This is a genomic window from Stenotrophomonas beteli, assembly GCF_001431665.1.
Classification (GTDB): Bacteria; Pseudomonadota; Gammaproteobacteria; order Xanthomonadales; family Xanthomonadaceae; genus Stenotrophomonas; species Stenotrophomonas beteli.
In genome coordinates, this window is the sequence record NZ_LLXV01000039.1 from 91,645 (window position 1) to 104,283 (window position 12,639).

At 69.6% G+C, this 12,639-nt stretch carries 11 protein-coding genes; 6 read left to right on the top strand and 5 right to left on the bottom strand.

The features are described from left to right. Positions 1–117: 117 nt before the first annotated feature. Positions 118–1,251, bottom strand: coding sequence for a LysM peptidoglycan-binding domain-containing protein (locus ARC23_RS10400; RefSeq protein WP_057497166.1), 1,134 nt, complete (start codon positions 1,249–1,251; stop codon positions 118–120). A 127-nt stretch (positions 1,252–1,378) separates the two neighbouring features. Between ARC23_RS10400 and def the strand changes: the two genes are divergently transcribed. The 5 genes from def to ARC23_RS10425 all read left to right on the top strand — a co-directional run bounded on the left by def (position 1,379) and on the right by ARC23_RS10425 (position 7,410). After that, on the top strand, positions 1,379–1,891 hold the full coding sequence (def, locus tag ARC23_RS10405; RefSeq protein WP_057497167.1) for a peptide deformylase: 513 nt from the start codon (positions 1,379–1,381) through the stop codon (positions 1,889–1,891). A 118-nt stretch (positions 1,892–2,009) separates the two neighbouring features. Further along, entirely contained in the window at positions 2,010–2,933 is a 924-nt protein-coding gene (fmt, locus tag ARC23_RS10410) for a methionyl-tRNA formyltransferase (RefSeq protein WP_057497168.1), read from the top strand. A 3-nt stretch (positions 2,934–2,936) separates the two neighbouring features. Further along, entirely contained in the window at positions 2,937–4,268 is a 1,332-nt protein-coding gene (gene rsmB, locus ARC23_RS10415; protein ID WP_057497169.1) for a 16S rRNA (cytosine(967)-C(5))-methyltransferase RsmB, read from the top strand. A gap of 23 nt (positions 4,269–4,291) precedes the next feature. Further along, complete coding sequence (locus ARC23_RS10420) at positions 4,292–6,001, top strand: ArnT family glycosyltransferase (RefSeq protein ID WP_057497170.1); 1,710 nt, start codon at positions 4,292–4,294, stop codon at positions 5,999–6,001. 164 nt (positions 6,002–6,165) lie between these two features. Next, positions 6,166–7,410: an O-antigen ligase family protein gene (locus tag ARC23_RS10425; RefSeq protein WP_238985231.1), complete on the top strand. Its 1,245-nt coding sequence runs from the start codon at positions 6,166–6,168 to the stop codon at positions 7,408–7,410. A 21-nt stretch (positions 7,411–7,431) separates the two neighbouring features. Here ARC23_RS10425 and ARC23_RS10430 read toward each other — a convergent pair whose 3' ends face one another. After that, complete coding sequence (locus ARC23_RS10430; protein WP_057497171.1) at positions 7,432–8,238, bottom strand: glycosyltransferase family 2 protein; 807 nt, start codon at positions 8,236–8,238, stop codon at positions 7,432–7,434. On the opposite strand from ARC23_RS10430, the gene ARC23_RS10435 reads away from it, so the two are divergent. Continuing rightward, the gene (locus tag ARC23_RS10435) at positions 8,237–9,295 is read left to right on the top strand and encodes a CDP-glycerol glycerophosphotransferase family protein (RefSeq protein WP_057497172.1); all 1,059 of its coding nucleotides are present in this window, start codon (positions 8,237–8,239) and stop codon (positions 9,293–9,295) included. The genes ARC23_RS10430 and ARC23_RS10435 overlap by 2 nt on opposite strands. Before the next feature lie 94 nt (positions 9,296–9,389). Here ARC23_RS10435 and ARC23_RS10440 read toward each other — a convergent pair whose 3' ends face one another. The 3 genes from ARC23_RS10440 to ribA form a co-directional block, all read right to left on the bottom strand. Beyond that, positions 9,390–10,928, bottom strand: coding sequence for a PH domain-containing protein (locus ARC23_RS10440; protein ID WP_057497173.1), 1,539 nt, complete (start codon positions 10,926–10,928; stop codon positions 9,390–9,392). Next, positions 10,925–11,425, bottom strand: coding sequence for a PH domain-containing protein (locus tag ARC23_RS10445; protein ID WP_057497174.1), 501 nt, complete (start codon positions 11,423–11,425; stop codon positions 10,925–10,927). The genes ARC23_RS10440 and ARC23_RS10445 overlap by 4 nt, the downstream gene beginning before the upstream one ends. Positions 11,426–11,500: 75 nt before the next feature. Next, positions 11,501–12,634 carry a GTP cyclohydrolase II RibA gene (ribA, locus tag ARC23_RS10450; RefSeq protein ID WP_057497175.1) on the bottom strand — a complete coding sequence of 378 codons (1,134 nt, stop codon included), beginning with the start codon at positions 12,632–12,634 and terminating at the stop codon, positions 11,501–11,503. Positions 12,635–12,639: the final 5 nt, after the last annotated feature.

The window sequence follows — 12,639 nt, forward strand, 5'->3', positions numbered from 1 at the left end:
CGAAAAAGGCGCCCTAGGGCGCCTTCGCGTGTGGTCGTCAGAATTTGCCGGAAGCCGACCCGGTGGAGTCGAGCCAGCGCGACGCCGCCTTCTGCGGCGTCAAGCCACGCTCGACGGCTACTTCGCGTCCGGGTGCAACGCGTTGTAGCCCACCCGCACTGGCTTCACGCCCTGCATCACCAGCGCGTAGCTGACGTTGTCGAAGGTGCGGAACACCATCGCGTGCGCGGCATACTCATCGGGCAGCGAGACGCGGCCGGCGCCGGTGCTCAGCGCGTCGTCCATGCGTGAGGAGGTCGGGTATTTCATGCGGTGCGCGACGTGACGGCCCGGGCGCCACAGCGAGAACACCGTTCCGTTGTCCACGCCCTGCGCGCGGCCTGCCGAGATGGCGATCACGTCGCGCGGGCCGCCGGCCGTGAACATGTCGGTCACCGCCAGCACGCGCACATCCACGCCTTCGACCCCGGCCGCCGGTACGTGCGGCACGAACTGCAGGTCGTACGGACGGGCCTCGACCGGCACCAGGCGGTCGCCTGAACGCACTTCGCGGCCGCCGACGTTCTTGTCCAGGACCAGGGTGGACGCCTCGACCTTGCCGCCGGCGACCTGGGTGATGGTGCCGGTGGCGACCTGGGCCAGCTCGTAGCCCAGCACGCCCCGGCGCGCGTTGGGGGCGTTGTAGGCCTTCCACAGGTTGCCGCTGCCGGGCGTGACATCGCCATTGGCGGTCAGGTCCTCGGTCGGCTTGGGCTGGGCGTAGCGCACGGTCGGGCGGACCACGGCCCAGCGCTGGCCGACCTGGGCATCGGCCAGGCGGACATAGACGGTATCGCCGCCGGAGACGCGCAGCCGGTTGTCTTCCAGGCCGACCACGTAGGGCAGCTGCTTGACACTGTCGACCACGCTCAGCTGCTTCAGGAACGGCTCGACCTGGGCCAGCGGAATGGCATCGATCGGGGCCTCCCGGCGTGGGCCGGGCTGGGCGGCCACGGTCACCCGGTCCAGATAGGCCAGGCTGAGCACGTCACCGGGATAGATCAGGTGCGGGTTGGCGATCTGCGGATTGGCCTGCCAGATCTCCGGCCACAGCCAGGGCTTCTGCAGGAAACGTGCGGCGATATCCCACAACGTGTCCCCTTTTCGGACCACATAGGTGTCCGGGTGCCCGCCATTCACTTCCACGGCGGTAGCATAGGCAGCCACGGTCAGCATCGCCGCGGCGACGACCGTACGAAAACGAAGCAACATAGGTGTGAAGCCCTGATTCCCCAACAGGTTCGCGCACTATAGTCCAGAAACCGGGGCGCAAGGCAAGCGTTGGAGCTAGAATCTGCGACGTATGCCGGCGTGCCGGCCCTTATATCCGGAAACAGCCATGGCCCTTCTCCCCATTCTCGAGTTCCCCGATCCGCGCCTGCGTACCAAGGCCGCGTTGATCGACGCCGCCGAAGTCACCACGCCGGCCTTCCAGGAGCTGGTCGACAACATGTTCCAGACCATGTACGACGCCCCCGGCATCGGCCTGGCCGCCACCCAGGTGGACGTGCACAAGCGCTTCATGGTCATCGACGTCAGCGAAGAAAAGAATGAACCGCATGTGTTCATCAACCCGGAAATCATCGCCAAGGACGGTGGCCGGGTGTACCAGGAAGGTTGCCTGTCGGTGCCGGGCATCTTCGCCGACGTGACCCGTGCCGACACCATCACCGTGAAGTACCTGGACCGCAACGGCAAGCCGCAGCAGATCGAGGCCGGTGAAGTGCTGGCGACCTGCATCCAGCACGAGATGGACCACCTGGACGGCAAGCTGTTCATTGATTACCTGTCGCCGCTCAAGCGCGAAATGGTCCGCAAGAAGCTGGCCAAGCAGCGCAAGCACGTGGCGTGATCGCCCATCCGGGCCACCCGGCGGGTGGCCCGTGCCTGCGCACTGCGCGGGCTGCACGGCGCCGGCCGACGGCGCCGTTTTCTTTCCTGCACGAATCCATCCTGCAAGTGGGGTAGCCATGAGGATTGTCTTTGCCGGTACGCCGGAATTCGCGGTGTCGTCGCTGCGCGCCGCAGCGCGCCACCACGAGGTCGTGGCCGTCTACACCCAGCCGGATCGCCCGGCCGGCCGCGGCCGTGGCCTGGCGCCGTCGCCGGTCAAGCTGGAGGCGGTGGCCCGTGGCATTCCGGTCTACCAGCCCGAATCGCTGAAGGACGCAGCCGCACAGCAGCAGCTGCGCGATCTGCAGCCGGACCTGATGGTAGTGGTGGCCTATGGCCTGATCCTGCCCAAGGCGGTGCTGGCCATCCCGACCCATGGCTGCTGGAACGTGCACGCTTCGCTGCTGCCGCGCTGGCGCGGCGCCGCGCCGATCCAGCGCGCGATCCAGGCCGGCGACGAAACGACCGGCGTATGCCTGATGCAGATGGAAGCCGGCCTGGATACCGGTCCGGTGCTGCTGCACCAGGAGTTGCCGATTGCCGCCACCGATACCGGCGGCCAGCTGCACGACAGGCTGGCCGAGCTGGGCGCGCAGGTGCTGTCCGACGGGCTGGGCCTGCTGCGGGCCGGGATCAAGCCGATCGCGCGGCCGCAGCCGGAGCACGGCGTGACCTACGCGCAAAAGCTGGACAAGGCTGAAGCGAAACTGGACTGGGCGCAGGACGCCGGGGCGCTGGCGCGTACCGTGCGCGCGTTCAACCCGTGGCCGATTGCTGAGGCCATGCTGGCCGGCGAGCGCGTGCGCATCCATGGCGCCGTGGCGCTGGACTTGGCCCACGGCCAGGTCCCGGGTACGGTGCTGGCCGCCGGCCGCGAGGGCGTCGACATCGCCTGTGGCCAGGGCGCGCTGCGCCTGCGTGTGCTGCAGCGCGAAGGCGGCAAGGCGATCACCGCCGCCGATTACCTCAACGCCCGCCGCGACCTGCGCGTGGGGGCATAAGCGGTGTCGAAGCAGAACGATTTCTCCATCGCCAAGGCCGCGCCGGGCGCCGCGACCCGCATGCTGGCCGCGCGCGTGCTGGCGCAGGTATTCACCCGTGGCCGTTCGCTGAAAGCCGAACTGGCCTGGGCCCTGCCCAAGCTGGCCGATACCCGTGACCGCGCGCTGCTGGAAGCCCTGTGTTTCGCCGTGCTGCGCCGGCGCAGCACCTATGACGCAGCGCTGCAGTCGTGGATGCAGAAGCCGCTGTCGGTGCGCGATGCCGACCTGCGCACTTTGCTGATGGTCGGTTTCGCCCAGCTGGACGTGCTGGAACTGCCGGCCCATGCGGCGCTGTCGGCCACCGTCGACGCCGCCCGCGCGCTGGGCCGCGAGCGCCAGGCCGGCCTGGTCAACGCGATCCTGCGCCGTGCGCAGCGCGAAGGGTTCCCCGAGCAGCCGGCCCGCGAGGCGTTTCCCGAGTGGCTGGCCGATGCCGTGCAGCGGGACTGGCCGGCCCAGGCCGAGGCGATCTTCGCCGCCAGCCTGCAACCGGCACCGCTGTGGTTGCGTGCCAACCGCCAACACGGGGGCCGCGACAAGGCCCTGGCGGTGCTGGCCGAGGCCGGTATCGTCGCCGAGCCCAGCCCGCTCTGTGCCGATGCGCTGCGCCTGGCGACGCCCATCGCGGTGAACCAGCTGCCGGGTTTCGCCGACGGTGCGTTGTCGGTGCAGGACCTGTCGGCGCAATGTGCTGCCGACGCACTGGCACCGGCGCGCGGCGCCCGTGTGCTGGACGCCTGTGCGGCCCCCGGTGGCAAGTCGGCGCACCTGCTGGAACGTGACCCGAGCCTGCAGCTGCTGGCCCTGGATATCGATGCCCGTCGCCTGGCGCGCGCCCGCGATACCTATGTGCGTACCGGCGTGGGTGACGCTGCGCAGACCCGGGTGGCTGACGCAAGTGACCCCGGTTCGTGGTGGGATGGCACCCTGTTCGACGCCATTCTGCTGGACGCCCCGTGTTCGGCCACCGGCGTGATCCGCCGGCAACCGGACGTGATGTTCCACCGCCGCGCCGAGGACATCGAGGCCCTGGTCGGTGTGCAGGCACGCCTGCTGGAAGCCTGCTGGTCGATGCTGCGCCCGGGCGGGGTGCTGCTGTACGCCACCTGTTCGATCCTGCGCGCCGAGAACGTCGACCAGGTAAGGGCGTTCCTGAAGTGGCATCCGGATGCGCAGGCGCAACCACTGGGCGACGCATTCGGCCTGGATTGTGACGGTATCGCACGCCAACGACTGCCTGGTGACAACGATGCTGACGGATTCTTCTACGCACGTCTGCTAAAAACGGCCTGACCCCCGCTGCCGTTGCGAGTCCCATGCTGAAAACCCGCGCGTCGCGCGAGACCTGGTTGTTGGCGGTGATGGCCCTGCTGGTGCTGGGGGCCGGGCTTGGCCTTCGCGATCCGTGGCCGTCGGACGAGCCACGCTTCGCGCTGGTGGCCAAGCAGATGGTCGATAGCGGGCACTGGCTGTTCCCGCATCGTGGCACCGAGCTGTACTCGGACAAGCCACCGATGCTGATGTGGTGGCAGGCGACGCTGTACAGCCTGATCGGGCACTGGCGCGTGGCCTTCCTGGTGCCGTCGCTGCTGGCGGCGCTGGGCACGCTGTGGTGCGTGGTGGATCTGGGCCGCCGGCTGTGGACGCGGCGGGTGGGGCTGTATGCGGGCTGGGCCCTGCTGTTCGCGCTGCAGTTCACCTTCCAGGCGAAGAAGGCGCAGATCGACGCGCTGCTGCTGCTGTTCATCACCCTGGCCAACTACGGCCTGCTGCGCCACCTGCTGCTCGGCCCAGCCTGGCGCTGGTGGTGGCTGGGCTGGTTCTTCGCCGGTATCGGGGTGATCACCAAAGGCGTGGGCATGCTGGCGCTGCTGATGCTCGTGCCGGCGGCGCTGGCTGCAGCGCTGCACTGGCCGCGGCTGCACCTGCACGCGCGCAATCCGCGCTTCTGGCTGGCACCGCTGGCCTTCGTGCTGGCCGTGGCGTTGTGGCTGGCGCCGATGCTGCTGGCGGCGCTGGCCACCGGTTCGGACGCGTACCGGGCCTACGTCGACGACATCCTGTTCCAGCAGACGGCACGGCGCTACGCCCATTCCTGGGACCACCACCAGCCCGGCTGGTACTTCCTGGCAACGATGCCGCTGCTGTGGATTCCGCCGGTCCTGGCATTGCCCTGGGCACTTCCGGCGTGGCGCCGGCGCCTGCGCCGCCGCGACCCGCGCTACCTGCTGCCGCTGGCCTGGTGGCTGCTGGTGGTGCTGTTCTTCTCGCTGCCCGACGGCAAGCGCGATGTGTACATCCTGCCGGCGCTGCCGATGTTCTGCCTGGCGTTGGCGCCGTTGTTGCCGGGCCTGCTGAAGCGGCGTGACGTGCAGGCCGTGGTGGGCGTGTTCACCGCATTGCTGGCGTTGGGCCTGGCCGTGGCCGGAGCCTTGGCGCTGCTGGGGAACCCGGGCTACGAACTGCGGCTGACACACAGCCGCGGGTTGACGCCCGGGGCGGTCGACGCGCTGGCGTGGGCGATTCTGGCCATGGGCCTGTGGGGGGGCTTCAGCCTGCTGGCCAGCGGGCGCCGGCGTCACCTCGCGCTGGTCTCGACCCTGGCCGGGATCTGGACGCTGTACAGCCTGATCGGCTACCCGCTGTTGAACGATTCCAGTTCCGCTCACGGGCTGATGCGAACCGTGGGCACCCGCATCGGCCCGGACGCGGAACTGGGGCTGGTGGCGTGGAAGGAACAGAACCTGCTGCTGGCCGACCGCCCGGCCGCCACGTTCGGTTTCCAGACCCCCTGGTACGCGCAGCTGGCGGCCGCGACCCGCTGGCAGCGACTGGTACCCGACCGTCGCTGGCTGCTGGTCAATGAGCACGCCTTGTTGTCATGCGTCGACCGCAGTCGTGCGGAACTGGCCGGCGTGGCCAACCGGCGCCGCTGGTGGCTGGTGCCTGCGGCAGCGGTCAGCCTGCCGTGCGTGGCCACCCCGGCCGAGCGGGAACGTGAACGGCGCTTGCAGGAACATGACTAGCGCCTACGATTTCTGCTTGTCCAGTCTGCCCAAGTGCGGCCAAAGGCAGTAAAACAGCAGGCGGGAACGGCCTCTGCGGGCCGCTTCCGTTCATTCCGCAGATTGCAGCGATATCTCCCGACGTGCCAGCTTCACCGGACAACCTGAATTCCAAGGGCGGCGACCTGCTGGGCGTTCCCGTTGGTGGGCGCCAGGGCGCTGCGCACGGGCTGGCGCAACTGGGCCTGTTCTGCCTGCCGGCGCTGGTATTGACCGTGCCGATCAACCTGCTGCCGTATGGCCTGCTGTTGCTGCTCAGTACCCTGCTGGCGCCGGAGCTGCTGTGGCGTGCGCGTGGCATGGCCGGGCAGCCGGTCAAGGTGCTGACCGGGCTGATGCTGGCCGTGCTGGTATTGGGGCTGGTATCGGTGCTGCTGTTCGAACAGGGCCTGCGTGACGTCGACAATCGTTCGCGTTTCGTGGTGATCCCCTGGATCGCATTGTGGGTCTGCGCGCTGCGTCCCGACCTGCGTTGGCTCTGGTACGGCGCGCTGACCGGTCTGCTGGCCACCTTCGCCATGTCGCTGTGGCAGGTACTCGGTGGTGCGCCGCGCGCCGAACTGTTCACCAACGCCATCGTGCTGGCCGACATCGTGATGGTGCTGATGGTGCTGCTGGTGTTCTGCCGCCCGTCGCGGCGCTGGTCGCTGGTGATCGTGGGCATGGCCGCCGGCTGCGGCACCATCGTCCTGACCGGTAGCCGCGGGGTCTTTGCGGCGTTGCTGGCGCTGCTGGTGGTGTTGGCGCTGAGCCTGCGCTGGCGGACCGGTGCAGCGCGGCTGTCTGTGCTGGCAGGCATGCTGGCCATCGGCGCGACACTGCTGCTGTCGGTGCCGGAACTGCGCCACCAGGTACGCCTGAGTGAACTGCACAGCGATGTGCAGCGCATGGAGCAGGGCGACAGCGATTCCTCGGCCGGCGCGCGCGTGGAACGCCTGCAGGTGGCCTGGGACACCTTCGTTGATCACCCGCTGGTCGGGGTTGGCATCGGGCATTTCGACAACGCCATGCAGCGGCTGCCGGTCTGCCGCGACAACCCGGCCGAGGCGCGTTGCCACCTGGGCCATGCGCACAACGACATCGCCGAATGGGCGGCCACCCAGGGGGCGCCGGGCCTGGCGCTGTTGCTGGCGGTCTACGGCATTCCGCTCGGGTTGTTCGTGCGCCTGCACCGGCGCAGTGGCCGGGCGACGTTCCGTGGTCCGGCCGCCGCCGGGGTGATGCTGGTGACCACCTACGCCCTTTGCGGCTTGACCCAGTCGATGTTCGCGCACCAGATGACGGCCAGTTTCTACGTCACCCTGGTCGGCCTGCTGACCGGCCTGTCGATCGTCGAAGGCGCGCGCCATCGGGCACGCCTCGGCGGCTGAGCGCCACCCGATACGCGGCGGTCAGGCGGCGGGCGGATCGGCCACGGCCTGGCCGTTGCCCAGCATCCACAGCATGATGGTCTTCTGCCGTACGTAGTTGGCGCGTACATAGGCGTAGACCAGGCCGTGCCAGCCGTCGCGGAAGCCGCCACGGAACAGGAAGCCGCGCCAGAACCGCCAGGCCGGCGCCAGCACCAGCTTGCCCAGGGTGGCGCGCTTGCCGCGTGCGAACTCGTGCTCGGCCATCATCCGTGCGTACTTCTCGGTCTTGGCCAGCTGCTGCTGCAGGGAGCGGTAGGGATAGTGGATCAGATCGCCGCGCAGGGTGCCGACGCGGCCATCGACGCTGGCTGCCTCGTGGATCTCGCGCTTGCCGCGCCAGCCGCCCTGGCGGCGGTCGAACAGGCGCAGCACCCGGTCCGGGTAGGCGTTGCCGTGGCGCAGGAACTTGCCGAAGTATTCGGAGAGGCGCGCGAAGCGGTAGCCGGCATGGCCGGCGAAGCCACCGTCGCGGGCCTGTTCGATGGCCGCGCGCAGTTCCGGGCTGATGCGCTCATCAGCGTCCAGGCACAGCACCCAGTCGTGGCCGGCCTGCTCCACGCAGAACGCCTTCTGGCTGCGGAACCCCTCGAACCGCCGTTGCAGCACGCGGGCGCCGGCCGCTTCGGCGATGGCCACGGTGGCGTCGGTGGACTGCGAGTCCACCACCACGATCTCGTCGCAGAAGGCCAGCGAGGCCAGGCAGTCGCCGATGCGGCCGGCCTCGTTGAACGTGATAATGCACGCCGAGATGCGAGGCCGTTCGATGGGAGCGGTCGTGGAGGACATGATGGCCGGTTACCTGTTGTTTGCGACGGAGCGCTATGCGCTGCCTATTCTCGCCCCGTTGGCGCAGGCCTTGCACGCCTCCGGGCAGGAGCTGGCCGCCTGGTTTGAAGACGGTGCGGCCGGCAGCCACCTGCCGGGCGTGCCCAACATCGGACTGAAGCAGGCCCTGGCGATGCGTCCGCGCGCCGTGTTCAGCGCCGCCAACTGGGTGCCGACCTTCCTGTCCGGGGCCAAGGTGCAGCTGTTCCATGGCTTCAACGTGGAGAAGCGTGACAGTGCACGTGGCCATTTCCGGGTGCGCGGCATGTTCGACCTGTACTGCACGCAGGGCCCGGCCACCACTGCGCCGTTCCGCCAGATCGCCGATCAGCAGGGCCACTTCGCGGTGGCCGAGACCGGCTGGCCGAAACTGGATCCACTGTTCCGCGATGATGGCGGCGACAGCGCCGCGCTGCGCGCGCCTGCGGGCGATCGCCCGGTGATCCTGTTCGGCTCGACCTTCACCGAACGCCTCAGTGCGGCCCCGCACCTGCATGCGCAGATCGCCGCCGACATCGCCGCCGGTGAACGCTACTGGCTGCTGACGCTGCATCCGAAGTGCCCGCCGCAGCTGTTCGAGCAGTACCGCGCGCTGGCCGGTGCCAATGCGCGCTTCATCGAGCCCGAGCAGGTGATGGCCGCGCAGCGTGCGGCCGACGTGCTGGTGTCGGATACCTCGTCGATCGTTTCGGAGTTCATCGTCCAGCACAAGCCGGTGGTGACGTTCCGCAACCGCGTGCCGAAGCCGCACATGATCGACTTCGACGACCCTGCGCAGCTGGTGGCGATGCTGCAGCGCGCGCTGCACCCGGACGCCGCGCTGAGAGCGGAGATCGTGCGTTATGCCGATGCCATCCATCCCTACCGTGACGGCCTGTCCAGCGAACGGGTGATCGCGGCCACCGAGGATTTCCTGTCAGGTGAAATGGGCACGTTGCGGCGCAAGCCGTTCGGCAGCTGGATGCGCGACCTGCAGATCCGCAGGGACCTGGGCTATTGGGGGCCGTCGCAGCGGTAAGCCGAGCATGGGCTCGGCTCTACAGTAGATCCACGCCATGCGTGGATGCGCGACCCCGCTCACTACCTGATTCAAGGCCGGATCCGGCCCTGCATCACCAGCGCAGCTGGCGCCGTGCCAGCGCGCTGGCCAGCTGATCCATCACTTGCCGCGCCTGTGCCTGCGGCAGGTAGGACAGGGTCAATGCCACATCACCGTGTGCACCGGCGGTGTCCAGCTGCAGGCTGCTGGTGCCCAGCAGCCTGTCCAGCGGCGAGCGGTGCAGCCGCAGGCCCTGCACTTTGTCCAGTTCGGCCCAGCGCCACCAGCGGTTCCACCAGCCGCCACGTACTGCCACGTAGTGCGCGTCCAGGTACCAGCCGATGCGCGCCATCTGCTGGTGCGCCACCCACAGTGCGACCGGCAACCAGGCCAGCACGATCAGGCCCCAACCACCCCAGCGCCAACAGGCCGCCGCCGCCAGTGCCGGCACCAGCACCAGGGCGCCCGCGCACAGCCGCCACCGACCGCGTTGCGGCACCGCCTGCCAGTGCGCGGGCGGCCAGTGCAGGTGCGGCAGCAGCTGCTGCACCAGCTGCTCGCAGCGCGGCGCCGGAGCCAGCGGCGCCAGCTCGCGCAGCGCGCGGTCCTCCTCGCGCGACGGGCCACCGGCGGCACTGTCGATACGCAGCTGACGCAGCCCGAACCATCGATGCAGGGTGCCCTCACGCAGCGTCCAGGCCTGGATGCGGCGACGCGCCACGCTGCTGCGGGTGCGGCTGAGCAGGCCTGCCGACACGGTCAGGCGGCCGGCCTGCTCGGCGAGGATGAAGCCGTGATAGCGCAGCACGGTCAGCACCACCGACAGCGCGCGCAGTACCAGCCAGCCCAGCAGCAGCGCAGCGGCCAGCAGCGCGAAGGCGCCGGCCACGCCAGGGTGCAGGTGGCTGGCATAGCCGAAGGCCTCGCGGCCGCCGCGCTGCAGGGCATCGTCCATCAGTGAACGCGGCACGACCTGGAACAGCACGCCGATGGCGGCCAGCACCAGCGCCCAGCCGCGGTTGGAGAGCAGGCCCATGCGTACCACGTCCCTGCTCGACAGGCGCAGCAGTACCTGTTCGTCGCCCGCATCGGCGGTGCCGGCCGGCAGGCGGTTACCGGCAGCCGGCGGCGCGTGCCCGCGCTGGCGCACCAGGCGCTCCAGCGCCAGCGCCTGGTCCAGCTTCAGTACCCGCATTTCCGCTTCCGGGCGGGTGCCGCCGGCCGACTCCAGGCGCAGCTCGGCCACGCCGAACAGGCGATGCAGCGGGTTCTGCCGTACCTCCACATTGTGGATGCGGGCGAACGGAATCTCGCGACGATTGCGCGCAAGCAATCCGCTGCGCACGGTGATCGCATCGCTGCCGATGCGGTAGCGATAGCTCAGGTACTGAAGCACCGACACCAGGACCAGCACGGCGATGGCCGAGAGCGGCAGCAGCTGTGCCCACATCGGATCGCGGTCACCGCGCTGGCCGAACACCAGCAGCGCGACCAGCGGCAGGAAGTAATGGCGCAGCTGCATCAGCAGCACGAACAGCCACGACCACGGGTGCAGGCGATGATCCTCGCCACCGGCGGGCAGCGATGCGGGCAGGGGCGGCGGCAGGCTCACAGGGCGTCGGCGTCCTGCTCCAGCTGGTGTGCCAGCGTGTCCCGCAGGCGTTCGGCGTCGGCTTCGTCCAGGCCGCTGACGGTGACGGCGCTCATGCGGGTGCCGGCGGTGTGCACGATCAGCGTGGCCAGGCCGGCGCGGCGTTCCAGCGGGCCGCGACGCAGGTCCAGGTGCTGCACCCGCGAAACGGGAATGCGCGTTTCCAGCTGCCACATCAGGTCGCGGCGCAGGCCCAGGCCCTGTGCGTCCAGCCGCCAACGGGTGCGGGTGAGGCGCCGGTGGCCCAGCCAGGCGCCGCACAGCAGCCCCGCCAGCAGTCCCGCCGATGCAGCCCACAGGCCGCCGGGAAGATCGAAGAACCACCAGGCTGCCGCCAGTGGCAGGCCTGGCACGAACAGCCCACCGAAGGCGCCTTCAAATGCGGCCAGGCGCGCAGCGCGTTGCGGCAGCGACTGCCAGGCAGCGGTGGGCGGGATGGCAGGAACGATGTCGGTCACGCAGGCTCCGTCAGGCGGGAGGGCGGGCGATGGCGGCCGTGGCCGCACCGCGCAGACGGTAGCAGGTCGGCTGCGTTACTGCGCAGCCTGGATCAGCGCATCCACATCCAGCAGGTGGCCGGCACGGTCGGCCTTGGTGCGCAGATAGTGCTCGTTCTCGGTGGTGATCTCGCCGGTGACCGGAATGCAGTCCAGCACCTCGATGCCGGCATTGCGCAGGCGCTGCGCCTTGGTCGGGTTGTTGCTGAGCAGGGCCACGCGCGAGATGCCCAGGCCGCGCAGCATCGCCACCGCGCTGCCGTAGCGGCGTTCGTCGGCACCGAAACCCAGCTGCGCATCGGCGTCGATGGTGTCCAGGCCGTCGTGCTGGTAGCCGTAGGCGCGCATCTTGGCGGCAATGCCGGTGCCACGGCCTTCCTGGTCCAGGTAGAGCAGCACGCCGCCGCCCAACTCCTTCAGCTTGCGCAGGCCACGCCGCAGCTGGTCGCCGCAATCGCACTTGAGCGAACCGAACAGGTCGCCGGTCAGGCACGAGGAGTGCACACGCACCGGCACTACCGCTGACAGGTCCGGCTCGCCGACGATGATCGCCACCTGGTCGCGCTGCGCCACACCACCGCGGAACACCGCGAAGGTGGTCATGCCGACATCACGCAGCGGCACCGGTGAACGCGCCACCAGTTCGTAGTCGTGGGCCGCGTGTGCCGCACCCTCGGCCAGGTCGCACAGGGCCACTTCGGCGGCACCGTCGAAGCTGCGGTCGCCCGATTCCAGGCCTACCGCCACCATCGCCGGTAGCAGCAGGCCCAGGCGTGCAAGTTCCACCGCACCGGCATCGAAGGCATCACCGGCGCTCCAGTCGGCCGGCATCGGGCCCGGCTCGCGCAGATAGCCCAGCGAGGGCAGCGCGTCGAAGGCGATGCCGGCCAGCGGCAGGCGCGCGCCCTGCGGTGCCTCCACGCCGAGCACGCGGGCGCGGGTGGCGGTCAGGAACAGGTAGTGGCGCTCGCGCGCTGCGTTGGCAAAGGTGGCGAAGCTGCTGGCAGTGGCGCTGTCCAGTGCGATGACCGCCAGGCGCTGGCCCCGGCCATCGTGGAGCAGCACCGGGCGGCCGGCGCGCAGTTCGGCCACCGCGCGTTCGCAGCGGATCGCGGCGGGGTCGCCGAACAGGGATGAAGCAGGCATGGCAGGACCGGGGGAGGCGGACATCGCAG

Coding starts and splice junctions, on each gene's coding strand:
- ARC23_RS10400 (WP_057497166.1), bottom strand. CDS start 1,251: ATGTTGCTTCGTTTTCGTACGGTCGTCGCCGCGGCGATGCTGACCGTG.
- ARC23_RS10430 (WP_057497171.1), bottom strand. CDS start 8,238: ATGTCCTCCACGACCGCTCCCATCGAACGGCCTCGCATCTCGGCGTGC.
- def (WP_057497167.1), top strand. CDS start 1,379: ATGGCCCTTCTCCCCATTCTCGAGTTCCCCGATCCGCGCCTGCGTACC.
- ARC23_RS10435 (WP_057497172.1), top strand. CDS start 8,237: ATGATGGCCGGTTACCTGTTGTTTGCGACGGAGCGCTATGCGCTGCCT.
- ribA (WP_057497175.1), bottom strand. CDS start 12,634: ATGTCCGCCTCCCCCGGTCCTGCCATGCCTGCTTCATCCCTGTTCGGC.
- fmt (WP_057497168.1), top strand. CDS start 2,010: ATGAGGATTGTCTTTGCCGGTACGCCGGAATTCGCGGTGTCGTCGCTG.
- ARC23_RS10420 (WP_057497170.1), top strand. CDS start 4,292: ATGCTGAAAACCCGCGCGTCGCGCGAGACCTGGTTGTTGGCGGTGATG.